The sequence below is a fragment of the Massiliimicrobium timonense genome, assembly GCF_002160865.1.
GTDB lineage: Bacteria > Bacillota_I > Bacilli_A > Erysipelotrichales > Coprobacillaceae > Allocoprobacillus.
The window spans coordinates 33052-59012 of the sequence record NZ_NFLJ01000012.1; the positions used below are offsets into that span (position 1 = coordinate 33052).

Here is a 25961-nt window from a genome sequence, read left to right on the forward strand (position 1 = left end):
GAAAACCAATGAAGTAAGGTCACTTATTTTGTTGGTTTTTTATATTTCTAAAAAATTGAAAAGTCATGAAAAAATATAGCTAATATTATTGAAAGTTTTAATTCTATAAACTATTTACATTCATTGTGGAGAGTGAAGTCTGGAAAAGATTATACAGTTTATTATAGTGCATTGAATAACTTATTAAAAAATGAAAGCTATCATATTCAAAAAAGCTTATGGTTTATCTAATGAAAGACAAATAAAAGTCAAAAGGAAAATTATTTATATACTCATATATTTTATAATATTCTTTTAGAAAGGAATATTCAAAGCAGTTATTGTGCCTGCTTTGTTTTATGTACAAATAATCAACATTTATTGTCTAGAAATGTTAAAATTATGTTTACAATATATTAAGATTATGTTAAGTTTTATTTGTATGTAAATAGGAGGAACAGATGGAACTGACAAATATATTCTCAATGTTAGGTGGTTTGGCTTTATTCCTTTATGGGATGACAATGATGTCAAATGGTTTAGAGCTGGCTGCCGGGAATAAGATGAAGTCAATTTTAGAAAAATTGACAACAAATCGTTTTTTAGGAACAATAGTTGGTGCTTTAACGACAGCGATTATGCAATCATCTTCAGCAACAACAGTTATGGCAGTAGGATTTGTGAATGCTGGATTGATGCAGTTGAAAAATGCTGTATGGGTGATTATGGGAGCTAATATTGGAACAACCATTACAGGACAGCTGATTGCCTTGGATATTACAGCATTAGCACCGATTATTGCTTTTGTTGGGGTTGTTTTGATAGCATTCTTTAAAAGCAAGAAACTTGATGCTTTTGGAGAAATCATTGCTGGTTTAGGTATTTTATTTATGGGAATGGAAATGATGTCAACGGCGATGATACCTTTACGTGATTCTCCAGAATTTGCGAGTCTTGTTGCAAACTTCCAGAACCCATTGATTGGTATTCTTGTGGGGGCAGTCTTTACAGCAATCATTCAATCATCTTCAGCATCAGTTGGTATTTTACAGGCTTTAGCGATGAGTGGCGTTGTCACACTCCCATCAGCAATCTATGTTTTATTTGGACAAAACATTGGAACATGTATCACGGCTGTATTGGCTTCAATTGGTGCTAATCGTAATGCGAAACGTACAACAATCATTCATTTATCATTTAATATCATTGGAACAATTATCTTTGTGATTGTTAGTATGTTGACACCATTTGCATCGTTTATGGCATCATTGACACCAACAAATGTTGTTGCTCAAATTGCTAATGTTCATACGGTCTTTAATGTTGTTACAACAATCATTTTATTACCTATTGGTGAAAAGCTGGTTGATTTATCATTTATTATCTTACCAGAAAAACCAGAACTGGAAGGAAAGATGCAGTTGAGATATCTGGATTTTGGTATCTTTACAAATGATTATCATATTGGGACAAGTGCAATAGCGAATACACAATTATTCAATGAAACACAAAACATGTTGAATGTAGCAATTGATAATGTCAGAAAATCATTTGAACTTTTGATAGAGTTCAAGGAAGACAAATATGAAAAGCTACAAAAGAATGAAGAATATATCAACTATCTCAATAAAAATATTGTAGACTTTACAACAAATGCGATTTCAACAGAATTTCCAATAGAAGGATCACAGGCTATTGGTTTATTCATGAAGATATCATCAGACATTGAAAGAATTGGAGATCATGCGGTGAACATAGCTCAAAGGGCCGAGCTGCTTCAAAGTGAAGACAGACGATTCTCACATGAAGCCATGGATGAGATAGGAATCATGAGCAGTCTTTGTGTCAATATACTAGATGAGCTGAGAATCATGAACTATGATGAGTTCAGTAGCATTGTAGACAAAGTTGATGTAATAGAAGAGAACATAGACAAGACACATCATCAGTTTACAGTGAATCAGTTAAGCCGATTAAAGGATAAAAGATGTACAACAGAGAACAGTGTTGTCTATACAAAGATTCTTACAGATTTTGAAAGAATTGGAGATCATGGATTGAACATAGCCGAAGGTTTCTATAAAGCCAGAGAAGCAATGAAAGCTATGAAGATGATAGAACATCAATAAAAAGCAGATATACCTATTGAAAGGTATATTTGTTTTTTTATATGACAATTGATATAAAGTATCAAACCTAAACAAGAAAAGTAAAGGGGTTACATTCTTTGATAGTTTTTTAGATTTGTTTATGTTATACTTGGAATGGTTAATAGTCGTGTTAAAGAGAAAGGATGGTTATATGGAAGAAAGTGCAGTAAGGATGAAAGCTTATGCAGTTGCTTTTGACGAGATTAGAGTTTACTTATCTAAAGGATATTATAATGGCATTAGTAGCCAATTTTATATTAAAAATATTGAAAATGATGAATTGATACCACTGAATGGAGATTCGTTGAATAATAGTAGTCAGGACGGATTTCAGGAATATGTATTTCATACCAATTTTACAATGGGAAAAGTTTATAAGATTGTTGATGCCTATGGTTTAAGCTGTTATTTAGATTTTTCAAAACTATCTATGTGTGAGCAATTTGATGAATTATATTTTTATGATCGTGATGATTTAGGAAGCCAATATACAAAAGAAAAAACAACATTTAAAGTATGGGCACCACTTGCGACAGGTGTTATTTTAAAAATCATGAAGTGGAATGGAGAAACAGAACTGTTTCCAATGAAAAGACAAAAGAAAGGTGTATATTTTGTTGAAGTTCATGAAGATTTAGAGTTAGAACAATATGTTTATTTGATTCGTCATACAAATAGTTATGAAGTGACATTGGATCCCTATGCTTATTCTTCATCTTCTAATGGACATGCGAGTATCATTGTTGATTTAAATACCGTTCCATGTCGTCGTTTCCAGTTACCATCATTAGAAAAAATGACTGATATGATTATTTATGAAACAAGTGTCAGAGATTTTTCTATGTCATCAACAAGTGGAATGAAAAATAAAGGAAAATTTTTAGCTTTTACTGAACTCAATACATCAACAGATAGTGGTAATCCAACAGGATTAGATTATTTATCATGTCTGGGAATTACTCATTTACAGTTGATGCCAATTGCTGATTTTGCGACAGTGGATGAAAAGAATCCTATAGAACTTTATAATTGGGGATATGATCCTCTAGCGTACAATGTGACAGAGGGAAGTTATGTCACAGATCCAGATGATGGATATATGCGTATTACAGAAGCTCAGCGTATGATTGAAGCTTTACATTCACGTGGTATTCGTGTTGTCATGGATGTTGTGTTTAATCATATGCATGATGTCAATATCAATGCTTTAGAAAGAACGGTTCCACATTATTTCTTTAGAAGAAATCAAGATGGAACACTATCTAATGGCTCATGGTGTGGTAATGATTTAAATACAACAGCTTTAATGTGTCGTAAATATATTCTAGATATGTGTAAACGTTGGCAGGTTTTATATGGTATTGATGGTTTCCGTTTTGATTTAATGGGGATTATTGATCAAGAAACAATCAAACTTGTAGATGCTCAAGGGAAAGCTTTAGATCCATCCTTTGTTGTTTATGGAGAAGGGTGGAATATGGCAACAGCATTAGATGAATCCATGCGTACAACCATTCAAAATAATCATAAGACACCTTATATTGGTTTCTTCAATGATTTCTTTAGAGATACTTTAAGAGGAACAAACCAGATGGAAACAAAAGGATATTTTTCTGGTGATACGTATAAAACAAATGATGCAATGAAAGCTATATGTAATCTAAATATGTTTGCGAAAATTACGCAATCAATTAATTATGTAGAATGTCATGATAATGCAACATGTTATGATAAATTACAGATTTCTAATTATGATGAGTCTGAAAAAATGCGAAAAAGACGTGCTCGTCTAATGATGGCTGCTGTTATCTTATCACAGGGTGTTCCTTTCTTGCATAGTGGACAGGAGTTTTTTAGGACAAAAGGTGGTCTTTCCAATACATATAATGCGGGAGATCAAGTCAATGCTTTGGATTGGAACCGTAAGGATATGGAAATTGATACAACACAGTTTGTACAGTTTTTAATTCATTTAAGAAAAAATAATCCTTGTTTTAGATATGGAAGTTATGATATGATACGTAAAAATGTCAAAACAGAAAATATTGATCATCGTATGATTAAATATTCATTGCATCAAAATGATGGTGAGTATAAAGATTTTATCATTTATTTTAATGCTTCTTTAGAAACGATTTCTGTTGAGGTAGAAGATGGTTTTACACTTCTATATCATAGTGAAAAAGGTAAAATACTAGATCATCATCTAGATGTCAATGGTGTTTGTTGTGCGATATTAGTAAGATAGGAGTTGTTTATGAAATTAATTGTTGGATTAGGAAATCCGGGCAAAGAATATACATCGACAAGACATAATGTAGGATTTATGGTGATGGATGCTTTAGCAGATTATTGGCATGTATCAATCAACACAAAGAAATTTAAAGGTGAATATGTCAAAGTGAAGTATCAAGGTGAGGATGTCATATTATTAAAACCATTAACATATATGAATAATTCCGGTGAATCTGTGATTCAAGTCATGAATTATTTTAAAATAGATGTTGATGATTTAATTGTGATTTATGATGATATGGACATGCCAACTGGAAAATTACGTTTAAGACAAAGTGGCAGTGCTGGAGGGCATAATGGGATGAAAAGCATTATTGCTCATGTGGGGACACAGAATTTTAAACGTATTCGAGTGGGCATTGATAAACATGCTTATATACCTGTTGTTGATTATGTTTTGGGGCGTTTTACAAAGGAGCAGCAGCCATTGATTGAAAAAGGAATTCAAGATGCAAAAGAGGCTGTCATAACCATTCTTGATAAAGATTTTACTGCTGCTATGAATGCCTATAATTAGGAGATGATAAGATATGAAGAAGATTATTCAGATTTTGAAAAATAATCCAGCATATCTTGCAATGCTTAAAGGAAAAGGCGAGATTGTTGTATCTCACGCTAGTGATGAGGCGATTCTTATTGCTAGTGCTTTTTTCACTTGCCCAAAAATGATGCTGGTTATTAAAGATAGTTTATATCAGGCACAACTTTTATATCAGGAGCTTTACCCTTTGCTTCATCAAAAAGTTGTCTTTTTTCCATGTGATGAATCTTTGCGTGTTGAAGCTCTGGCTTCTTCTCAAGAACTTGTAGGAGAACGTATTCATGCATTGTCAAGGATTTCTTCACAACAGCCACTTGTTGTGATTTGTCATACCCAAAGTTATTTACGTTATTTACCACATCCTCAAATCTTTAAAAAACATACTCTGCATTTAGAAGTAGGAATGACGATTGATCCACTTTTTTTAAGAGAAAAGTTGATATATAGTGGTTATCAGATGATACAGAGGGTGGATGAACCTTTCTATTATTCTAAACGTGGTGGAGTTATTGATGTTTATTCTATTCAATATGATAATCCTATTCGTATAGAATTTTTTGATGATGAAATTGAAAGTTTACGTTTCTTTGACAAGAATACGCAACGCTCTTTAGAAAACGTGAAAGATGTTCTGATTTTACCAGCTACAGATATTCTTTATGATGATCAGGATATTGAAAATGTGATTTCACAGATAGAAATGATGAAAGAACAGACAGATTGTGAAGAGTATCAAGATGAACTGGATGAGGACATTTCTATTGATATAGAAGCGATTAAAAATCATCAAAGTACATCCCGTCTGTATCAATATATGGGATTGTTTCCAACATCTACGACGTTACGTTCTTATTTTGATGATGTTCTGATTTTAACATCTAGCCAAGAAAAAATAAAAACTGTCTATCATCAATATGTAGAAGAAACATTTTATTATTCTCATGAATTACAAAGTATGGGGAAAATGGTTAAAGGACTTTCTTTATATCATGAATTACCTTCACTATTAACGAAATCAGACATAGATTTTCTAGATTTTAGAGAAAATGAAAAACAAATTGTCTTTTTCACTAGAGAAGTTCAATTATCTTTATTAAATGAAGCACAACTGATTCAACAGATTAAAGATTATTTAGTTCAAAATACCATTTTAATGTGTCTGGAAAATAGTCATCAGATTCAAATGATGACGGATTTACTAGAACAACACCAACTGAGTTATACTTTGATTGGTCATGATGATCATATTTATCAAGGTATTAATATTTATATGGGGGAACTTTCAACAGGGATTGATTTTTGTGAAGAACATGTTGTCTTAATGACAGAAAAAGAATTATTTAAAGTCAATACCCAAAAGAAAAAAGGTTATATTAAATATAAAGATGCTAAAATTATTAATGATTATACGGAATTAAATATTGGTGACTATGTTGTTCATGATATTCATGGGATTGGACAATACATGGGAATTAAAACATTGGAAGTTAAAGGTTCTAAGAAAGATTATTTATATATTGCTTATAAAGGAAATGATACTTTATACATACCTGTAGAAAACTTTAAGCTAGTCAGAAAATACGCATCGAGAGATGGAAAAGTACCAAAGATTCATTCATTAAATAGTACTGAATGGCAAAAGGCGAAACAAAAAGTCAGAAAGAAAGTGGATGATCTGGCAGATCGTTTAATTGAAATTTATTCTCAAAGAATGAAACAGCCCGGTTTTGCTTTTCCAAAAGACGATGCTTTGCAGATACAGTTTGAAGAATGCTTTGGATATGAATTAACTCCAGATCAAAAAGAAGCTGTTAAAGAAATTAAGGCAGATATGGAAATGCCTCGTCCTATGGATAGATTATTGTGTGGAGATGTGGGATTTGGAAAAACTGAAGTTGCTTTACGTGCTTGTTTTAAAGCTATTTTAGGTGGTAAGCAAGTTGCTTTTCTATGTCCAACAACAATATTATCTTCACAGCATTATCATACGATGATCAAACGATTTGAAAATTTCCCTGTTCAAGTTGCTTTATTAAATCGTTTTACTTCTACCAAACAAAGAAAACAGATTTTAGAAGATGTGAAAGAGGGAAAAATTGATTTATTAGTAGGAACACATCGTATTTTATCTAATGATGTTGTATTTAAAGATTTAGGATTGTTATGTATTGATGAAGAACAACGCTTTGGTGTCAAACAAAAAGAAAAGATTAAAGAAATACGAAAAACAATAGATGTCTTGACCTTAACAGCAACACCCATACCGAGAACTCTACAAATGTCTTTAATGGGGATTCGTGGTTTATCACAAATTGAAACACCTCCATTAAATCGTTTGCCAGTTCAGACTTATGTCATGGAAAAGAACCCACAATTAGTGAAACAAGTGATTGAAAGAGAGTTAGGAAGAAAAGGGCAAGTATTCTATTTACATAACCAGACTGCCAATATTGAAAGTGTCGCTAATGAAATTGCCAGATTAGTGCCACAGGCTCGTATTGGAATTGGACATGGAAGAATGAGTAAGGATGAACTTGAAAAAGTCATGCAGTCATTTGTTGATCATGAATATGATATTCTTGTGTGTACAACGATTATTGAAACGGGAATTGATATTCCTAATGCAAATACAATTATTATTGAAAATGCCGATCGCTTTGGATTATCTCAATTGTATCAGATTAAAGGACGTGTGGGGCGTAGTGAACGTTTAGCCTATGCTTATCTATTATATGCGAAAAACAAACAAATGAATGAAGAAGCAACAAAACGTTTAAAAGCAATCAAAGAATTTGCTCAATTAGGTAGTGGTTATAAAATCGCTATGCGTGACTTATCGATTCGAGGATCAGGCGATATACTAGGAGGAGAACAGGCTGGTTTTATTGATACAGTTGGATTTGACATGTATATGAAGATTCTTCAGGAAGCCATTGATGAAAAAACGGGTGAGAAAAAAGAAGAACAGGAAGTACCAGTTCAAAATGTTCCTGTAGATGGGTATATACCAGAAAACTATGTGGAAAATGATATGGAAAAATTAAATCTGTATCAACGTATTTATAAAGCGCAGCATTTAACACAGTTACAGGCACTTGAAAGTGAGTTAAAGGATTTATATGGAACATTACCAAGAGAAGTTCAAAATATTGTATTCAAACGTCAATATGAAATCTTATGTACTGAACCATTTATTGATGAGGTCAAGGAAACGGGTAATGATGTTCAATTAATGCTGACACAGGAATTTTCTTCACATGTTGCAGGTGATCAGCTTTTTGAATTAGTCAATCGTTTATATGACAAACCACAATTAAAATATATTAAAAATGAAATTGTCATTGTTATATCTACAACTGGAAAATGGTTACCACATACAATAGAATTATTGAATGAATTAAAGAAAATGAATGAACAATAATTTGATATCAAAGAATAGTCAACGATTAGGATAAGTGTCATATCTTTCAATATGATAATGTAAAAAACGGAATCAAAACAATGATTCCGTTTTTATATAACAAGTTTTATTGAATTTTTCTATCTTTTAGAAATCTTTTCAAAAAGAAAGCTAAAAAATAGGGGAAAGTATAGAAATATTCATTGAATCCAATGTTTTTGTTTGCAAACTTGATTGCATAATGAATATCTAAATATTGATCATCTCGAATCATAGAATTTATTTTGTGAGATTGCCTTATTTAACTATAAGTTTATCTTATCACAAAATTCAGGCTATTTTCAATGAGATACACACATTTTTCCAGCTGTTTATAGACTTTATATTCACATTTTTCCAACAATATTTTCTATTATCTATCACAATTTTCCAATTATAATCAAAAAAACTGTTGAATTAATAGATTTCCATATAAAATATAACAGTTTATTACAAAAAAAGAGCTTAAGGAAATAACTCATAAAAAGTTATTTCGTATCGCTCTAATCATTTTGATAATTATCAATGATTTCGTCAATATCAATACCTAATTGAAAACCTAAAGTGAAGTAATCATCAATTGCATCTTGATAATCATCACTAGAATATTGATTTTGTACATTTAAAATAGATCGATGAATTTTAAAGAATAAAGAATAGATATCTAAATCTTCGGGAATTTCTGTATGATTTTTAATACTATCAATACGAAGTTCATATCCTATTGACATCAACATTGTTAAACCTTCAAGATATTTTTCTAATAGTTGTTGATGATTGATAGGTTCTTCTTTTTCCCAAAATAAATAGCAGCGAGATTCTAAAGAGACTTCTGATAAATCATGTAAAAAAGCAAGGATTTTCTGATTGATTCTTTTTGTATTCAGGATCTCATTTTTTGCTGTTTGAATTTCTCTGTTGACATAAACTTGATAGAGTTTAGCGACATCATTCATATTTTACCACCCCTTATTATTATCATACTCCAATATGAATAAAATTTGAATTGCTGATATTTAAAAAATTATAATATATGAAATTAATATAAACTATTTGAAAATGAAAAAATCTTAATATATACTGTTGAAATGAAAGAGGGGAAACACTATGATAAGAATTTTTATTAATATCTCTATTTATATCATTGTTATAGCGTTAATTATGTATATTATATATTGCTTATATAATTACATATTAAAAAAAGATTTTTTAAATACATACCATATTGGAAAATTGCCATCGGGCATTGTAATCAGAAAATGCAATAATGAAAACGAAAAGAATCATTATGAATTGGAGTATCCTTATTGGTCAGTAAGTAAAAAAGATGGTACAGCTGATAAAAGGGTTAAGAATAATTCTATTATTTGGAGAAAAAGCAAATTATATATTGGACATTATTTAGTTTATTCAAAAAAACCTTATGAATTGCTTGTGGTTGTGAAAGATTTACGTCATTTAGGAATAGAAATATCTATGTGTAAAGAAGAAAAGGAAAAATATTTTCGTATTTTAAAAAGAAAACAGACTTTTTGTCTTAATAATAGTGTTCAAAAGATTGTAGACTATTTTGTAAATAAGCCTACTGATTTTGAAAATCTTTGCGCTCAAGTATATGAAACTATGGGATATAATGTACAAATTACACCTCCGACTAATGATGGAGGATATGATTTAGTAATGATGAAAGATGATGAAAAGACAATTGTTGAATGCAAATGTTATTCAATAAATCATAAAGTTGGACGACCAAGTATTCAAAAAGTTGTAGGTGCAAATAATGTAGTATTAGCTGATCATGTTATTTTTATTACAACAAGTGACTATAGTGCGGCTGCAATTTCATATGCAAAAGAAGCAGGGGTAGAACTTATCAATGGTATGGATTTTATAAATATTTTGGAGAAATATGGGTTTATGGATCAAAATGATATAGAGGTTGATGCTTCTGAGTATCAGCTGAAAAATATAGATTTATATCCTTATGTACCTAATGACATTTATGAAAAATTTTTTAGATAGAATGTAATAAAGAATATTTTATGTTTTAAGTTTTCAATTTGATATAGTCAATGCCGATATAAATTCTTTCATAATAATGTGAAAGTTTTATATCGGCATTTATGATAAAATGAGAATGAATTTATCATAATATATGAAGATGTTCCAATAAAATTTTTAATCCCATACAAATTAAAATGATACCACCAGCGATTTCTGCTTTGGCTTTATACTTCATTCCAAAGACATGTCCAATTTTGACACCAGCCATTGAAATGATAAAAGTTGTTAAAGCAATGATGGAAATCGCAATGAAAATATTAACATTTAAAAAAGCAAAAGTGACACCAACAGCTAAGGCATCAATAGATGTTGCAATAGCAAGGGGTATCATGATTTTAGGTGAAAATTCTGTATTACAGCTTTCTTCATTTTCAAATGATTCTTTAATCATGTTGATACCAATCAAAGCTAATAAAATAAAAGCAATCCAATGGTCAATGCTTTCAATTTTATCTTTAAACTGAATGCCTAGAAGATAACCAAGTAAAGGCATGAAACCTTGAAAAAAACCAAAATAGCAACCACAAATGAGAGCATGTTTTAATTGAAGTTTTCTGGTTGATAATCCTTTACATATGCTTACTGCGAAGGCATCCATTGATAAACCAATACCAATAATCAATATTTCTAAAAAACCCATATGTCCTCCTTGTAATAAAAAAGACAGGCTGTAAAAACAGACAAGTCTTATTTATTTTCATCACTTCCAAATTATAACAAGTATCTATATACGTGTCAAACGTCTTTTTTGATGTAATCAGTGCCGATTTTATGTGCTTCAAATTGATTATTTGTCAGTTCCTGAATCTGTTTCAAAAAGTCTAAATCCCTTATATAACATTGATAACAGACTTGTTCTAAATATTGAATGTCAATACATTGTATATGTTGGACTTTTAATAAATGTTCAAATTTACGTGTATAAGTATAATCAATAGTAATTGTGTATAAATCAACAGGCTCTTTTTCAACAATTTTAGCTTCTTTTAATGCTTGAGAGACACTTTGACTGTAAGCACGTGTTAAGCCACCAGCACCTAATTTAATGCCACCAAAATATCTAGTGACAATAGCGATGATATTTGTTAAACCTTGCATTTTTAATACATTCAACATAGGCATCCCAGCAGTTCCAGAGGGTTCACCATCATCATATGCACGTTCGTGTGTTCCAATGATATAAGCAACACAGTTATGTGTCGCTTGAGGATCACTGTATTTTTCAATGAGTTGTTTGGCTTGTTCAATTTGACTGCAAGGAATCAAATGACAAATAAATTCTGATTTTTTGATGACAAGAGTATGAGTAGTATAATTTTCTACGGATATCATATGGTCACACCTTTCTTTCTTTATTATATATGATTTCATTTTATTGTCAAAAGTGTTATAATAGTTAGAGAAAATTAACTGCGAGAAAGAGGGAGAGTAAAATGACTCGAATTGCAATATTAGCTGATAGTGGTTGCCAAATAGAATTAAAACAATATGAAAATCAAGGAATATATATTGTTCCTTTATGTATTACAATGAAAAATCATACATATTTAGATCAACAAGATATAACAAGTTTAAAAGTCTTTGAAACAATGGAAAAAGAAGATATTATGGTGATGACATCACAACCGGCAACAGGTGAACTTGTGAATATTTTACAAAGAATCAAGGATGCAGGATATGATGAAGTGATTGGTTTACCTATTGCGACTGGCTTATCATCAACTTTAAATGGAATGAAAGTTGCTTCTGAGATGGTTGATATTCCAATCACATTAATTGATACAAAAGGGACAGCAGGGAATCAAAAATATCTGGTTTTTACTGCTGCCAAACTAGTTCAAGAAGGGAAAAGTATCAAAGAAATTCAAGTGATTCTTGAAGACATGATTCAACATTCTGGAACAATTATCATGGCTCCTAATTTAGAACATTTGAAAAAAGGTGGACGTATTACACCAGCTGTAGCATTACTTGCTAGTATGTTGAAAATTGTTCCAGTTATGGAACTCAATTATGATTTAGGTGGAAAGATAGATGTTCTTGGTAAAGTAAGAACCCTTTCTAAAGCAAAGGCAACACTTGTTAATCGTATGGTTGAATTAGGTGTCAATGCGAAAGAATATAAGATTACAATTGAACATGTTTTATGTGAAAGTTCTGCTTTAGATGTCAAACAGATGGTTTTAGATAAAATTGGTGAAGTAGAACTGGAATTAAGAGAACTTCCGGCAGTCGTAGGGGCCCATATGGGTGTTGGTGGTATCGGTGTTCAATATATTAAAAAATATATAGGATAGGAGGAAGAAAGATGCCTTTATTTGATGATTTCACAAAGAAAGCGGCGAAGTTTACAGAAGAAGCAATTGATAAAACACAGGAACTGGCAGGGACTGCTAAGTTAAAATTAAAGATGAAAAACTTGGAATCAGATCGTGATGATGTTTTTCGTGAATTAGGAAAGTACTATTATCAACAAATTCATGATTCTGGTGTTATTGATGATGAGGTTATGGAAATGTATCGTCATATTGGTGAATACAATGATAAAATTGAAGAATTAAAAAGACAACTCAATGAAAGCTAGGATAAATCCTGGCTTTTCTTTTTTTTATCTTTGTGCTTTGTTATAATGTAAGAGAGGAGTGGTACATATGGATAAAAGATGGCATTATTTATTGGAATATATAGGAGCGCTTTTATGTGCCTTTTTAGCCAATATGGAATATTCATTTTCATATATGAATGGTATTCATCTCTTTTTATGGATTATTTATTTTTGTATGTTTTTATATTTTAGAGAGACTATCTTATATTGTTTTATTCATTTTTTTATGATATTTGCTATTTTGATATCATGGATCATTGGTATAACAACAAATCCTCAGATTGTTCCTATGATTTTTGATGTCATCATGATGATTGTTTTACTTGTTTTGGTTGTTGTAATGTTGATAAAACGAAAACATCTCCATCAAAAACAAAATGATTTTTTAATCAATGAATTTAAAGATACTTTGTTGAGAGGAAATGGAACAGCCCAATATCCTTATATTTTAGATGAAAAGAAATTATCCTCATCATGGCAACAAATGGTTGATGAATATCATCATCAAGTCATTTATGCTTTAAATGGTGCCGGGCAAGAATATAAAGATGAGCATTTTGGCTTTGCTGATTGTATTTTAGCTGGAAAAAAACATCAACAAGAATATCTAGGTGGTTACTGGATTTATCAAAGTGATAGACCAACTATTCAAAAGCAGGGAACATTATGGTTTCAAACCGTTATTTATGTGTCTTATGAGGATTGTCAAATCATATATGAGTTATTACAGGACCATCAAAAATGGCAAACTATTCAAAAATTGAGTTCATCTTTATCAAAAGCATCTTATCATCATGCAATGCAAATACTTAAAGAACATGAAATATCTAAAAAGCATAGCCAAGTTTTACTTAAAGTGATTGGCATACAGGATCATTTTTTAGATTCAGAGATTATTTTGAAACTTTTAAAGTATCATTTTCAATTAACTCATTATCAAGAAGCTGTAGAATATCAATGTGGAATGATGTATTGTATCTATTGTATGTCATATCAAGGACAATGGTTTCAATGGATTCTTGAGGAAAACTGGAATCTTTATCCAATCCTCTATGAACCATCTATTTATTATGGAAAAGGTATTTATCAGCCATTTCAAAAAGATTTTGTATAAAGCAAAATCTTTTTTTAATGAAAAAATCAAAAAAAGTGTTTTAACTCCGTTTTTTCGGTGTTAAAATGGGTATAAAGTCATCTTCAAAATCATAAAATGGGTATAATGAGAGTACAAGGAGATGACATATATGAAAAACAATTATCAAAAACAAGAAACGATTACTTTTATTCAAAAGAAAAATTATGTATTAAACATTATGAAAGATGCATCTATATTAGATTTATTTGCTGGGTGTTTACGTGAAAAAGAATTCAATCATTTGTTACATGATCAAAAAGTTTATCATCAACTTTTTATAGCTGCATTGAAGCATTTATATAGAGTTCAAAATTATCAGGATATGGAACATGATTTAATGATGATGAATAGTTTGTTTTCACATCAAGATTATTTAAAATTGAAAGAAGATATTTTTAAAAGAATAACCAGAAAAACGATCACATTGCAAGAATATTGTGTGATACGTTATTTAATTCCTTTTGAAAAGATGACTTTTTCTCAAGTGATTTCTATTCTTGAACATCAATATCATGTTGGAATATTAGATTGTGCAAAAATATGTCTATTAGAAGATGAATATCATTTGGCTTACCAATATTTATTACAATTAGATGACTGTCAAGATGATGTTGTTTTAGATTTACTTTGTAGTTACAGCATGAAAGATTATCTTTCATTAATACGTCATTATAACAGGAAGAAAAGTTATCAGCTTGTTATGAGTCATTAGGAGTCTATTATGGGAAAAAGAATGTTTTGTGTATTAAAGATTATTTTACAAACACCACATAGAGCCATTACAGCTTTAGAAATACAAGAAAATTTAATGAAACAGGATATAAAAATTGAAATTAAGACTGTTTATTCTTGTATTAAACAAATCAATGATTTTTTTCACAGCTGGTTGGATAGAGATTTGATTATCTCTTATCATAAATTAGGTTATAAGATAGATGAAGATATATTTGATGATGGTGAATTACAGTTTTTATTGGATCAAATAGCATTTCATCAAGATTTGAACAGAGAAGATCAACAACATTTACAAAATAAGCTTCTTATGTTGTCTTCTTTTCACCAACAACAACGTTTAGTCAATTTTCAACCAAGCCAACGTCAACATTCTTTTTCTTTATTTGTGAATCTTTCTGTTATTATGAAAGCTATTGAACACCAAAAAGCCATATCTTTTCAATATATTGATTATAATATCCAGCATGAACAATTGATAGAAGTGGCATCTCAAAGAGGAAATAAAGGTGACCAGTATATTGTTTCACCTTATTCATTGACTTCACAAAATAATCATTATTATATGATTGCTTATAATGAAAAACATCCTCAACAATTAACGAACTATCGTATTGATCGTATGCGTCAAATACAGACATTAAATAAAGGGTACATTGATATTCAAGAACAATTTGATATTCAAAATGAAATAGAAAAAATGATGAATATGTTCATTTCTCATCATCGTGATACATTAGTGATTGAATGTGATTATAAGCAGCTAAGAGAAATGGTATCACGTTTTGGTCAACAGATGAAAGTACAACGTTTATATCAAGACAGATTGTTGTTGACGATTGAAGATGTTTCAATATCAGAAGGACTCATTGGATGGATTATGATGATGCAGACACAGATTAAAGTGATTTCTCCCCAATATCTTCAAGATGAAATGAAAGCACGAATAAAAGCTATGCACAACCTTTATCAAGATGTGATATAATACTAATTAGGTGATCAAAATGCAAAAAATTATGATTGTAGAAGATGATGAAGTGATTGCTTCAGCAATTCAAAAACATTTAGAAACGTGGAACTATGAAGTTTATGTCATTGATGATTTTGAACATGTTTTAGAAAAATATGTTCAAATACAACCAGAATTAATCTTATTAGATATTTCTTTACCCTTTTATAATGGTTATCACTGGTGTGAGCAGATTCGTAAGATTTCTTCTGTACCGATTATTTTCATTTCATCAGCCAGTGAAAATATGAATATTGTGATGGCTATCTCAATGGGGGCTGATGATTTTATTACGAAACCCTTTGATTTTTCTGTTTTAACGGCGAAAATACAGGCATTATTGCGTAGAACATATTCTTTTTCTAAATCTATGCAAGTATTAACTTATAAGGAACTTGTTTTAAATATTTTAGATGCAACAATTTCTTATCAAGAACAAACCATAGATTTAACAAAAAATGAATTAAAGATTTTACAGATTTTGTTTGAAAAATCTGAAACATTTGTATCTCGTGATGATTTAATGATGGCATTATGGCAAAGTAATGAATTTATAGATGATAATACTTTAAGTGTGAATATGAACAGATTAAGAAAGAAACTGGATGATTTTCATATTGAACATCTCATTCAAACAAAAAAAGGATTAGGATATAAACTTTATTATGAATAAATTATTTCATTATTTCTATGATAAAAAAGCTTTTTATATTCTTTCTTTATCTTTTATTGTGATATTTTATGTGATTCTTTATTTGTATGATGCTTTAATAGATGCTATTATCTATGCTACAATTTTATGCCTAGTTTTGTTGTTTGTTTATTTTTGTATTGATTTTATATTATATGTACGTCGATTACATAATTTAAATGCTAATCAACAACTTAAAGATTATTATACTTTGGATTTGCCTTCTTGTTCTTCATGGATTGAAAAAGAATATCAGTTGTTGTTATATCAAATAAATGACTTACTCAAAGAAACAAAAGAACTTGAAGAAAATAATCATCAAGAAATGCTAGAATATTTTACCATGTGGGTTCATCAAATCAAGACACCTATTTTTGCATTACGTTTATTGATTGATTCAAAGAATGCGTCGACGCATGATATGCTTTTACAAGTTTTAAAGATTGAACAATATGTAGATATGGCATTACATTATATGAAATTAGGGCAGATTTCATCAGATTTACATATTCAATATTATTCACTTCATGATATTCTTCAAGACGTTTTAAAAAAACAGGCAACATTCTTTATTCATAAGAAACTGACATTGCAGTTAGATGACATTGATCTAAAAGTTTTAACTGATGAAAAATGGTTATCTTTTGTTTTGGAACAGATTTTATCCAATGCGTTAAAATATACCAAGACAGGAGGTATTCATATTTATGTTGAAGATGAAGTTTTGTATATTGAAGATACGGGTATTGGCATCAAAGCAGAAGATTTACCAAGAATATTTGAAAAGGGATTTACAGGATATAATGGGAGAGTGGATAAGAAAGCCAGTGGATTAGGTTTGTATCTGTGTGAGAGAATTTTAAAATATCTCGGTCATCCTATATCAATGGAATCATCACAAGGGAAAGGGACAACTGTAAAGATTGATTTTCATGTTCAGGATTTACAGGTTGAATAAATCTTACAAAGATGTAAGGTCATAAGGAGAAAATGTAAGATAAATCAATGGTACATTTTTCTCTTTTTTTATAAACTATAAATGTACAAAGGAGGGATGACAGATGTCATTACTAGAAGTTAAAAATGTAAAGAAAATTTATACAACACGTTTTTCAAATCAACAAGTTCAAGCCTTATCCAATGTTACATTTAGTGTGGAAAAAGGAGAATATGTTGCGATTATGGGTGAATCTGGAAGTGGGAAAACAACTTTATTAAATATTCTGGCTTCATTAGATCAGCCAACAAGTGGTCAGGTTCTATTGAATGGAAAAGATATTACACATTTAAAAGAAAAAGAAATTTCACAGTTTAGAAGACAAAATCTTGGTTTTGTTTTTCAGGAATTTAATTTATTAGATACTTTTTCAGTGAAAGATAATATCTTTTTACCTCTTGTTTTATCAAAAGAATCTTATCCTGAAATGAATCAGAAATTAAAAACATTAGTACCTCAATTAGGAATTGAAAACTTATTAGAAAAATATCCTTATGAAATATCTGGTGGTCAAAAACAAAGAGTTGCAGTTGCAAGAGCATTGATTACACAGCCACAACTGGTTCTGGCAGATGAGCCAACGGGGGCCCTTGATTCTAAATCAACCGATCAGTTGTTAGAAATCTTTGATCGTGTAAATAAGAAAGGACAAACAATCTTGATGGTAACACATAGTACAAAAGCAGCCAGTTGGGCATCTCGAGTTTTATTTATTAGAGATGGTGAAGTCTTTCATCAAATCTATAGAGGAAATCAAACGTATCAACAAATGTATCAAAGTATTTCAGATACATTAACATTACTTGCTTCAGGAGGGAAATAAGATGAAATCATTCTTTTATCCTCGTCTGGCATTCACAAATTTAAAAAAGAATGCAAAACTTTATTTCCCGTATTTATTAACAAGTTCTTTTACTGTCATGATGTTTTATTTAATTAATTATCTTTCATCTCATGATGGGATTGATCAGATGTCTACAGGTTCAAGAACAATGCAGGTGATTTTAAATTTAGGAAAGATTGTCATTATTATATTTTCTGTGATTTTTCTCTTTTATATGAATAGTTTTTTAATGAAACGTCGTAAAAAAGAGATTGCTTTATATAATATCTTAGGATTAGAAAAGAAACATATTATGATTATGATGTTTTATGAAACATTTTTTACTACATTTGTTTCTTTGCTTGTAGGATTTCTTTTTGGGATTATATTTAGTCAACTGGTTTCTTTATTGTTGATACGTTTAATGGGTATAACAACATTATTGACTTTTCATATTTCATGGTCATCATTATTGATAACAGTGATTATATTTTTACCAATTTATTTTATGACTTATTTAATTCATGTGATTCAAATTCAATTAGCAAACCCTATTGAATTATTAAGAGGATCACAAAGTGGAGAAAAAGAACCAAAAACAAAATGGTTAATGACTCTTGTTGGTATTTTGTCTTTAGGTATTGGCTATTATATTGCTGTGACTATAGATGATCCTTTGACAGCTGTATATTTATTCTTTATCGCAGTTATATTGGTTATTATTGGAACATATTGTTTGTTTACAGCAGGGTCTATTACAATTTTAAAATTCTTAAAAAAGAATAAACATTTTTATTATCAGACAAAGCATTTTACTTCTGTTTCACAATTGATTTATCGTATGAAACAAAATGCTGTTGGACTAGCCAGTATATGTATTTTATGTACATGTATTTTAGTCATGTTATCGAGTACAGTGTCACTATATTTTGGAATAGAAGATACAATCTCATCTTATCAACAAGATAGTTATCAGTTAAAAGTCTATGGTTATGAAGATGGGACATTACCAACAGAAAAACAGTTTCAGACATTTTATGCGGATATACAAGATCAGTTAAAAAGAAATGGTATAGGAATTGACAGTTTTATTCACTTACAAAGATATAGTGTATCAGTTCGTTTCAAAGATAATCAGCATATCATGATGGATAGAGAATCAGGCAATTTTACAGTAGGTTACTTAATTGGTGTGACGGAAGATGAATATAATCGAGCTTATCATCAAGATGTTCATTTGCAAGATGATGAAGTTCTTGTAACAAGTAATTTCTTTGAATTTGGTAAGACTTTTGATATTGATAATACAAAATATCAAATCAAAGATGTTATTCATCAGCCATATTTATTACCTAATGAAAATTCAACTGCTGAAAAAAATATTATTGTTATTATGAAAGATGAAGCAGCAATTCAAAAGATGATGTCATCATTCTTTGGTGATGAAATCCAACCTACAGAAAATCTTTCAATTAAGTATAGTAACCAATCTCAGGAAAAAGAAGCAGAAGATATTTTGGAAAGATGTTTAGAGAAATTTACGATCAGTGCCAATGCTTCTGGACAGGAACATGGTGAAATCTCTTTCTATTATTCATCACAGTATACGGTTCGTTTAATGTTGATGGAATTATATGGTAGTTTATTCTTTTTAGGAATATTCTTAGGCATCTTATTTTTAATGGCTACAATATTAATTATGTATTATAAACAATTATCTGAAGGATATGAAGATCAAAAACGTTTTGAAATCATGCAAAAAGTTGGAATGAGTACAAAAGAAGTCAAACAGACGATTCGTTCACAAGTTTTAATTTTCTTCTTTTTACCACTCATTGTTTCTGTTATTCATATGGCATTTGCCTTCAATATGATTACAATGATGTTTAGCTTCCTTGTCACATCTGGTATTCAAATCTTTGTTATATGCACTGTTATTTCTGTAGTGACTGTAGCAATCATTTATGCTATTGTCTATGCAATTACTTCAAGAACGTATTATCGTATTGTGAAATATTAAAGAGAACTGTTGCCCCAGTTCTCTTTCTCATTTGAGTATTTTTACTTACTCAGATACTTCTCGTTTATAGTATACCACAAAAAAAGTAATGTAAATTGAAAAGATATTAAAAATGAGCAAAATAATAAAAACAAAAATCTGACTGGATAAAGATACTTTATTCAGTATATTTTTTTGTCGAATCATGATAAAATAAAAAGGCCCTCAATGGGCGGAGGTGAAATCATGCCTCAGTTTTATAGCACCGATAGCTTTAACATGGGAGAACGTGGCCGAGTATTTTTATTTATTCAAGATACTTTTTATGTATTCAGAAGTTTTAACATTAATTGTTATACTTTTGATAATCAAAGAATTACGTAAGTAATAGATAAAAAGAAAGGTCACGAAAAAAGAGAACTGGGCCAACAGTTCTCTTTCTCATTTGAGTATTTTTATCTACTCAGATACTTTTCATCTATAGTATACCACAAAAAAAAGTAATGTAAATTGAAAAGATGTTAAAATGTTAATAACTTTTTAAATCACATCTTATTTTTTTGACCATCTTATAACATTTAAGAATCAAATATAAATGAAGTTTTCCATTAGTTCATCATGTCCATCTTCTAATCAATTCTTATCATAGTAAGATAACGCTCTTTTTAGCGTAAAATTTTATCTAAACTCTTTCCTCTAGCAAGTTCATCAATGAGTTTATCAAGAAAACGTATATTTTGCATAAGAGGGTCTTCAATCATCTCCAGCTTAACACCACAGATACTGCCTTTAATTAAAAATCTGCGTTCATTTAAAGCTGGAGCATTTTCAAAGAACTGTTGATAATTGATATCTGTTTCTAACATATGGTGAATGTTATCAAAAGTATAACCCGTTAACCACTGAATCACTGTATCTACTTCTTCTTGCGTACGTCCTTTTTTCAAGGCTTTTTGAAGAAGTAGAGGATAAATCTTTGAATAGGGCATTTGAAAGACTTTTTGACTCATTATAACAAGTCCATTTCAATCATTTTTAATCCAATATCAATAGAGTTGTAAGCAGCACCTTTCATTAATTGATCAGCAACAATCCATAAACTTAAAGCATGATCATTATCTAAATCTTTTCTTACACGTCCGACATGGACAAGTTCATCACCAATAAATAAAGTTGCCATTGGATAAATCTGATTTTCAATATCATCATAGAGTTCAACACCATGAGAATTTGATAATAATTCAAAGACTTTATCTATATCAATAGGTTTTTTCGTTTCAATATAAACAGATTCACTATGACCTCTAAGTACAGGAACACGAACACAAGTCGCATTGACTTTAATATCTTTATTAAAGATTTTCTTTGTTTCATTGACCATTTTCATTTCTTCTTTTGTGAAATGATTGTCTAAATCAAATTTATCAACTTGTGGAATACAGTTGAAGGCAATTGGATAATGTTTTTTATCAGAAGCACAAGGCAAAGTTTTGGCTACTGGTTCTTTACCATCTAGCACTTCCTGTGATTGACGATATAATTCTTCCATACCAGCAACACCAGCCCCTGAAACAGCCTGATAAGTAGAAACAATAATTCTTTCAATATCAAAATACTCATTTAAACGGTTTAATGCACTGACCATTTGAATTGTTGTACAGTTTGGATTAGCAATAATTCCTTTATGTTCCTTTAAAGCATAAGCATTGACTTCTGGAACAACTAATGGAACATCAGGATCCATTCTAAAATGTGATGTATTATCAATATTGATACATCCGGCCTTTACAGCATAAGGCATATACTTTTCTGAAATACTTCCTCCAGCACTCCAGAAAGCCACTTCAATACCTTCAAAAGAATTTTCAGTTAATTCTTCCACAACAAATTCATGTCCTTCATATTCAATGACTTTTCCTGCGCTTCTCGCAGAAGCTAATAATTTTAAACTTTCAAAAGGGAAGTGAAACTGAAAAATACATCTCAACATTTCTCTCCCAACGGCACCAGTAGCACCTACAATTGCAACTTTATATTTCTTCATTTTGATAATCCTCCTAACCTAAGAATGCTTCATGTAATAAAACTTGAGCTTTTTTGACATCATCTCGATCAATATAACAAGATATATTAATTTCACTACAAGATGTCATTTCGACATTAATATCATGACTCATCAATGTATTATAAACTTTCTGGAACATGCCTTTATTATTTTTGATACCTACACCAATCACAGCGACTTTTCCAATATTTCCTCTGACAATTGTTTTCTTTGCCTGTAAAGTATCTTTTAAATCATTAATGACTTCAACGACAGCAGGAACATCCTTATCATTAATAATTAAAGAAATATCCATTCTTCCACCACCAACTAAAGCCTGATTAAAGACATTGACGTTAACATTGGCATCAGAAATTTTTTCAAAAAGTTCACCAGCACCATTGATTTTGGCATCTACACCTACAAGAGTAATACGGGCTTCATTTTGTGAACCTGTAATACCTGATATAATAAATTGATTTAAATGATCTTTCATAATTTTTTCATCTCCTAATACATATGTTCCCTGACTTTCATCGAATGAACTTCTGGCATGAATCACAATATCATGTTTAGCAGCCAGTTGTACACAACGATGATTTAAAACTTTTGCTCCATTGTTGGAAAGTTCCAGCATTTCGGCATAGCTGATATAGTTCAGTTTCTTCGCATCGGGAACAATACGGGGATCCGCTGTATAAATTCCATTGACATCACTATATATTTCTACTTCATTGGCATCAATGGCGACACCAATAGCGACGGCAGACAAGTCACTACCTCCACGTCCTAGAGTCGTAATCTTACCATTTTGAGAATATCCCTGAAATCCGGGACATATGACAATATCAGCATTTTTCAGTTTATCTAATATATGTTTTCCTTCAACCGTTGTAATGGTAGCATTTTGATGATGAGAATCTGTCAAAATACCAAGTTCAGCATTTGTGACAGTTTCTACAGTATAGCCTTTTTTAGCCAGTTCACTTTTAACAACGAGTGTAGAAATTGTTTCACCAATACTTGTTAAACGATCAATTTCTTCATCTGTCAATTGATCCGTATGCACAATGGATAAAAGGGTATCTGTCGCATAAGGGTCATCATAACGCCCCATCGCACTGACGACAGCGACCACTTTATTTCCTTTATCATGTTCACGAATAATATTTTTATACATATGTTCACGTGTTTCAATACTACGTGTTGAGGTTCCACCAAATTTTTGAACAATTATCTTCATGTTATATTAACCCCTTACCTTCAATAAATTATAAGATTCATTTTGAAGTTGATGTTTTAAATCATTCAGTTCAATAGGATTTGTAATATAGATATGATCATGATCTTGAGAGTAATACATCTCATAATCAATATCTAATGGATGATCACATCTGATATAATATTTAGAATATGTAATTGGAAAAATATCTTCAACATATTGATATTGGTGCTGCCACATTGTTGGCTGATGTGTTTTCATAATATCGCTGACAACGGCACTGGCTGTGACATAACGTCCTGCACCTTTTCCATAAAAAATAACATTTTCTAAATAATTACAAGTGATTTCTACTACATTATATGCTTGATTGACATTAGCAACCATGTCTTTTATACCAATTAATGTTGGAGAAACATCAATACCATAACCATTTTCTAATTTTTTAGCTTGAGCAATTAATTTGATACGATATCCTAATTTTTTAGCATAATCAATATCTTTCTTTGTTACACCACGAATACCTGTACATTGAATCTTATGGAAATCAAAGAAAATTTCAAAAGCATTCATCGCCAGAATACAAATCTTATGAGCAGCATCCTTGCCATCTAAATCTAAACTGGCATCTGCTTCTACATATCCTAATCCATCAGCAATCGTTAAGGCTTCTTCAAAATCCAAATTATCTGTTTCCATTAACGTTAATATAAAATTTGTTGTTCCATTTAAAATACCTTCAATTTTTTCAATTTCATTAGCCACTAAATCTTCTTTGGCTGGAACAACAACGGGAATTCCACCACCTACAGCAGCTTCATAATAAATTTTTGATTGATATTTCATAGCCATTTCAAAGATTTCCTGTCCGTCATGAGCAATCAAAGCTTTATTAGCGGTCACCACATTCTTTCCTTTTTTTAAGGCTTCTAAAATAATTGTTTTCGCAATTGTTGTGCCACCGATTAATTCTACCACAACATCCACTTCATCATCATTTAAAACATCATGAAAATCTTGGGTATAGATGATACCATCTGGTAAAGTAACTTCATTTAAAGCACAACCATATTTAACGACAACTTCTTCTTGAATTAACTTTTCTAGTCTTTCCTTTTGTTGTGTTAAAATATCTACAACACCAAATCCAACTGTTCCTAAGCCAATGACACCTATTTTCATACGATACCCCTCTCTAAAGAAAAAATCTCATTCATCATGAGATATAGTTTTAAAAATCACCAAACATCCCCATATGATCTATAATTAAGACATGAAGATGTCTTTTTTTATTATTGCATTGATAATATCATTTTTGTATATGTTTGTCAATTTATGAATAAATAATTTTGAAATAAGCGAAATAATATATTTTCTATTTCTTAAAAATAAAAATTATTTCTCAATATCAAAAATACACTGAGCTAATGATGAAACCACTTTTTGAGCATGATTTTTGACTTCTTTTGGCGCATAATCAAAAGTATAACTATGCTTTATAACATCTAACATCGGTAAGTCATTATAATTATCACCAATACCATAAATATTATCAATGGATAATTGAAAATAATCTTGAATGATTTTAATACCATGTCCTTTAGAACATCCTTTCATGGCTAAATCTATATGTTGATTATTTTGATAGGCTTCAATCTGTTCACCATATTGATTGAGTATTTTTTGAGTCATTATTTGTGCCATATCTATTTCATTTTCCTGATAATGAAAAGAAAATGCCTGTACATAGGGATAAGGAAATTCATCAAAAGAATGAATTTCATGATCAAAAATAAAATCATCAAATTTTGAATTAAGATGATATGTGACATCATTATAAACAAGAGTTATGTTTTGTTTTTCTGTTAGTTCATAAATATCTTTCACTAATGATATAGGAATTTGACTCTCCAGAATAGGTTGAAAATCTTTGTTTAAAATCAAACCACCACTTAGTAAAATATAAAAATCATATTCAATACTATAAGGTTTTGAAGGACGTAAAATACCACTCAAACTTCTTCCAGTACATACACCAAAGAGATGTCCTTTCTTTTGAAATGATTGAATGGCTTCTACATCTTTTTTATTCATATGGTCTTGAAACCATAATGTATTATCAAAATCACTCGCTAATAAATTCATATTTTCACCCCAAGTTTTATTATAGGGGAAATGATAAAGAAATACAAAGAGATTATCTTAAGTTTTGATAAAAAAGACTTGCTTATGACGT

The 25961-nt window shown here is 30.3% G+C and carries 22 protein-coding genes; 14 read left to right on the forward strand and 8 right to left on the reverse strand.

The annotated features are described in order from the left end of the window. The first annotated feature begins 440 nt into the window (after window positions 1–440). From B5E75_RS05340 to mfd, 4 genes are all read left to right on the forward strand, one after another. Complete coding sequence (locus B5E75_RS05340) at window positions 441–2108, forward strand: Na/Pi cotransporter family protein (protein ID WP_087357754.1); 1668 nt, start codon at window positions 441–443, stop codon at window positions 2106–2108. A gap of 172 nt (window positions 2109–2280) precedes the next feature. Further along, entirely contained in the window at window positions 2281–4377 is a 2097-nt protein-coding gene (gene pulA / locus B5E75_RS05345; protein WP_087357755.1) for a type I pullulanase, read from the forward strand. Window positions 4378–4386: 9 nt separating this feature from the next. Beyond that, window positions 4387–4941 carry an aminoacyl-tRNA hydrolase gene (gene pth, locus B5E75_RS05350; protein ID WP_087357756.1) on the forward strand — a complete coding sequence of 185 codons (555 nt, stop codon included), beginning with the start codon at window positions 4387–4389 and terminating at the stop codon, window positions 4939–4941. Between the two features lie 13 nt (window positions 4942–4954). After that, a complete protein-coding gene (gene mfd, locus B5E75_RS05355) occupies window positions 4955–8386 on the forward strand; it encodes a transcription-repair coupling factor (RefSeq protein WP_087357757.1) in 3432 nt (1143 codons plus the stop codon). Window positions 8387–8907: 521 nt separating this feature from the next. On the opposite strand, the gene B5E75_RS05360 is transcribed toward mfd, so the two are convergent. Further along, on the reverse strand, window positions 8908–9360 hold the full coding sequence (locus B5E75_RS05360; RefSeq protein ID WP_087357758.1) for a dUTP diphosphatase: 453 nt from the start codon (window positions 9358–9360) through the stop codon (window positions 8908–8910). 151 nt (window positions 9361–9511) lie between these two features. On the opposite strand from B5E75_RS05360, the gene B5E75_RS05365 reads away from it, so the two are divergent. Continuing rightward, the gene (locus B5E75_RS05365) at window positions 9512–10426 is read left to right on the forward strand and encodes a restriction endonuclease (protein ID WP_087357759.1); all 915 of its coding nucleotides are present in this window, start codon (window positions 9512–9514) and stop codon (window positions 10424–10426) included. Between the two features lie 124 nt (window positions 10427–10550). On the opposite strand, the gene B5E75_RS05370 is transcribed toward B5E75_RS05365, so the two are convergent. Next, window positions 10551–11108, reverse strand: a complete 558-nt coding sequence (locus B5E75_RS05370) for a manganese efflux pump MntP (protein ID WP_087357760.1) — start codon at window positions 11106–11108, stop codon at window positions 10551–10553. Window positions 11109–11203: 95 nt separating this feature from the next. Further along, a complete protein-coding gene (locus B5E75_RS05375) occupies window positions 11204–11800 on the reverse strand; it encodes a YigZ family protein (RefSeq protein ID WP_087357761.1) in 597 nt (198 codons plus the stop codon). Window positions 11801–11901: 101 nt separating this feature from the next. Here B5E75_RS05375 and B5E75_RS05380 point away from each other — a divergent pair, with 101 nt between their 5' ends. The 9 genes from B5E75_RS05380 (at window position 11902) to B5E75_RS05420 (ending at window position 20480) form a co-directional block, all read left to right on the forward strand. After that, window positions 11902–12765 carry a DegV family protein gene (locus B5E75_RS05380; RefSeq protein ID WP_087357762.1) on the forward strand — a complete coding sequence of 288 codons (864 nt, stop codon included), beginning with the start codon at window positions 11902–11904 and terminating at the stop codon, window positions 12763–12765. A gap of 11 nt (window positions 12766–12776) precedes the next feature. Further along, window positions 12777–13052, forward strand: coding sequence for a hypothetical protein (locus B5E75_RS05385; protein WP_087357763.1), 276 nt, complete (start codon window positions 12777–12779; stop codon window positions 13050–13052). A gap of 67 nt (window positions 13053–13119) precedes the next feature. After that, window positions 13120–14187, forward strand: a complete 1068-nt coding sequence (locus tag B5E75_RS05390) for a hypothetical protein (RefSeq protein WP_087357764.1) — start codon at window positions 13120–13122, stop codon at window positions 14185–14187. 130 nt (window positions 14188–14317) lie between these two features. Further along, window positions 14318–14920, forward strand: a complete 603-nt coding sequence (locus B5E75_RS05395) for a hypothetical protein (protein WP_087357765.1) — start codon at window positions 14318–14320, stop codon at window positions 14918–14920. A 9-nt stretch (window positions 14921–14929) separates the two neighbouring features. Further along, window positions 14930–15925 carry a helix-turn-helix transcriptional regulator gene (locus B5E75_RS05400; RefSeq protein WP_087357766.1) on the forward strand — a complete coding sequence of 332 codons (996 nt, stop codon included), beginning with the start codon at window positions 14930–14932 and terminating at the stop codon, window positions 15923–15925. Window positions 15926–15944: 19 nt separating this feature from the next. Further along, on the forward strand, window positions 15945–16622 hold the full coding sequence (locus B5E75_RS05405; RefSeq protein WP_087357767.1) for a response regulator transcription factor: 678 nt from the start codon (window positions 15945–15947) through the stop codon (window positions 16620–16622). Continuing rightward, a complete protein-coding gene (locus B5E75_RS05410; protein ID WP_087357768.1) occupies window positions 16615–17598 on the forward strand; it encodes a sensor histidine kinase in 984 nt (327 codons plus the stop codon). Before B5E75_RS05405 ends, B5E75_RS05410 begins: the two co-directional genes overlap by 8 nt. A 103-nt stretch (window positions 17599–17701) precedes the next feature. Then, window positions 17702–18460, forward strand: a complete 759-nt coding sequence (locus B5E75_RS05415) for an ABC transporter ATP-binding protein (protein ID WP_087357769.1) — start codon at window positions 17702–17704, stop codon at window positions 18458–18460. A gap of 1 nt (window position 18461) precedes the next feature. Beyond that, a complete protein-coding gene (locus tag B5E75_RS05420) occupies window positions 18462–20480 on the forward strand; it encodes an ABC transporter permease (protein ID WP_087357770.1) in 2019 nt (672 codons plus the stop codon). A 644-nt stretch (window positions 20481–21124) separates the two neighbouring features. On the opposite strand, the gene B5E75_RS05425 is transcribed toward B5E75_RS05420, so the two are convergent. The 5 genes from B5E75_RS05425 to B5E75_RS05445 form a co-directional block, all read right to left on the reverse strand. Next, a complete protein-coding gene (locus B5E75_RS05425; RefSeq protein WP_239480147.1) occupies window positions 21125–21469 on the reverse strand; it encodes a DUF2200 domain-containing protein in 345 nt (114 codons plus the stop codon). After that, entirely contained in the window at window positions 21469–22503 is a 1035-nt protein-coding gene (locus B5E75_RS05430; RefSeq protein WP_087357772.1) for an aspartate-semialdehyde dehydrogenase, read from the reverse strand. The genes B5E75_RS05425 and B5E75_RS05430 overlap by 1 nt, the downstream gene beginning before the upstream one ends. A gap of 13 nt (window positions 22504–22516) precedes the next feature. Next, on the reverse strand, window positions 22517–23746 hold the full coding sequence (locus tag B5E75_RS05435) for an aspartate kinase (protein ID WP_087357773.1): 1230 nt from the start codon (window positions 23744–23746) through the stop codon (window positions 22517–22519). A 6-nt stretch (window positions 23747–23752) separates the two neighbouring features. Beyond that, entirely contained in the window at window positions 23753–24907 is a 1155-nt protein-coding gene (locus tag B5E75_RS05440; protein ID WP_087357774.1) for a homoserine dehydrogenase, read from the reverse strand. Window positions 24908–25120: 213 nt separating this feature from the next. Further along, on the reverse strand, window positions 25121–25870 hold the full coding sequence (locus B5E75_RS05445) for an HAD-IIB family hydrolase (protein ID WP_087357775.1): 750 nt from the start codon (window positions 25868–25870) through the stop codon (window positions 25121–25123). Window positions 25871–25961: the final 91 nt, after the last annotated feature.

Excerpts from the sequence above, each read along its gene's own strand:
- B5E75_RS05340 (WP_087357754.1), top strand. The coding sequence starts at position 441 with ATGGAACTGACAAATATATTCTCAATGTTAGGTGGTTTGGCTTTATTC.
- pulA (WP_087357755.1), top strand. The coding sequence starts at position 2,281 with ATGGAAGAAAGTGCAGTAAGGATGAAAGCTTATGCAGTTGCTTTTGAC.
- pth (WP_087357756.1), top strand. The coding sequence starts at position 4,387 with ATGAAATTAATTGTTGGATTAGGAAATCCGGGCAAAGAATATACATCG.
- mfd (WP_087357757.1), top strand. The coding sequence starts at position 4,955 with ATGAAGAAGATTATTCAGATTTTGAAAAATAATCCAGCATATCTTGCA.
- B5E75_RS05360 (WP_087357758.1), bottom strand. The coding sequence starts at position 9,360 with ATGAATGATGTCGCTAAACTCTATCAAGTTTATGTCAACAGAGAAATT.
- B5E75_RS05365 (WP_087357759.1), top strand. The coding sequence starts at position 9,512 with ATGATAAGAATTTTTATTAATATCTCTATTTATATCATTGTTATAGCG.
- B5E75_RS05370 (WP_087357760.1), bottom strand. The coding sequence starts at position 11,108 with ATGGGTTTTTTAGAAATATTGATTATTGGTATTGGTTTATCAATGGAT.
- B5E75_RS05375 (WP_087357761.1), bottom strand. The coding sequence starts at position 11,800 with ATGATATCCGTAGAAAATTATACTACTCATACTCTTGTCATCAAAAAA.
- B5E75_RS05380 (WP_087357762.1), top strand. The coding sequence starts at position 11,902 with ATGACTCGAATTGCAATATTAGCTGATAGTGGTTGCCAAATAGAATTA.
- B5E75_RS05385 (WP_087357763.1), top strand. The coding sequence starts at position 12,777 with ATGCCTTTATTTGATGATTTCACAAAGAAAGCGGCGAAGTTTACAGAA.
- B5E75_RS05390 (WP_087357764.1), top strand. The coding sequence starts at position 13,120 with ATGGATAAAAGATGGCATTATTTATTGGAATATATAGGAGCGCTTTTA.
- B5E75_RS05395 (WP_087357765.1), top strand. The coding sequence starts at position 14,318 with ATGAAAAACAATTATCAAAAACAAGAAACGATTACTTTTATTCAAAAG.
- B5E75_RS05400 (WP_087357766.1), top strand. The coding sequence starts at position 14,930 with ATGGGAAAAAGAATGTTTTGTGTATTAAAGATTATTTTACAAACACCA.
- B5E75_RS05405 (WP_087357767.1), top strand. The coding sequence starts at position 15,945 with ATGCAAAAAATTATGATTGTAGAAGATGATGAAGTGATTGCTTCAGCA.
- B5E75_RS05410 (WP_087357768.1), top strand. The coding sequence starts at position 16,615 with ATGAATAAATTATTTCATTATTTCTATGATAAAAAAGCTTTTTATATT.
- B5E75_RS05415 (WP_087357769.1), top strand. The coding sequence starts at position 17,702 with ATGTCATTACTAGAAGTTAAAAATGTAAAGAAAATTTATACAACACGT.
- B5E75_RS05420 (WP_087357770.1), top strand. The coding sequence starts at position 18,462 with ATGAAATCATTCTTTTATCCTCGTCTGGCATTCACAAATTTAAAAAAG.
- B5E75_RS05425 (WP_239480147.1), bottom strand. The coding sequence starts at position 21,469 with ATGAGTCAAAAAGTCTTTCAAATGCCCTATTCAAAGATTTATCCTCTA.
- B5E75_RS05430 (WP_087357772.1), bottom strand. The coding sequence starts at position 22,503 with ATGAAGAAATATAAAGTTGCAATTGTAGGTGCTACTGGTGCCGTTGGG.
- B5E75_RS05435 (WP_087357773.1), bottom strand. The coding sequence starts at position 23,746 with ATGAAGATAATTGTTCAAAAATTTGGTGGAACCTCAACACGTAGTATT.
- B5E75_RS05440 (WP_087357774.1), bottom strand. The coding sequence starts at position 24,907 with ATGAAAATAGGTGTCATTGGCTTAGGAACAGTTGGATTTGGTGTTGTA.
- B5E75_RS05445 (WP_087357775.1), bottom strand. The coding sequence starts at position 25,870 with ATGAATTTATTAGCGAGTGATTTTGATAATACATTATGGTTTCAAGAC.